1 pseudogene is annotated in these 316 nt (G+C 75.6%); it reads right to left on the bottom strand.

Features of this window, described 5'->3' with window-relative positions:
• Window positions 1–316 (bottom strand): annotated as a pseudogene (locus JHD82_RS30145) (tripartite tricarboxylate transporter substrate-binding protein); the annotation flags it as partial.

Raw genomic sequence — 316 nt, 5'->3', positions numbered from 1 at the left:
CGCCGAGCGCTGCGGGCTGGTGACGGCCAGCGCATGCATGCGCCCGCTGCGGATGTGGGGCATGGAGGTTGAGATGCTGTCGAAGGTCAGGTCGATGTCGCCGGCCAGCATGGCGTTGACCACGCCCTGTCTCTTATACACATCTGACGCTGCCGACGAAATGCGAACAGTGTAGATCTCGGTGGTCGCCGGAGCATTAAAAGGGGGGGGGGGGGGGGGGGGGGGGGGGGGGGGGGGGGGGGGGGGGGGGGGGGGGGGGGGGGGGGGGGGGGGGGGGGGGGGGGGGGGGGGGGGGGGGGGGGGGGGGGGGGGGGGG

The organism is Delftia sp. ASV31, assembly GCF_016428765.1.
Taxonomy (GTDB): Bacteria; Pseudomonadota; Gammaproteobacteria; order Burkholderiales; family Burkholderiaceae_C; genus Comamonas; species Comamonas acidovorans.
This window is presented reverse-complemented; position numbering and strand designations above follow the sequence as displayed.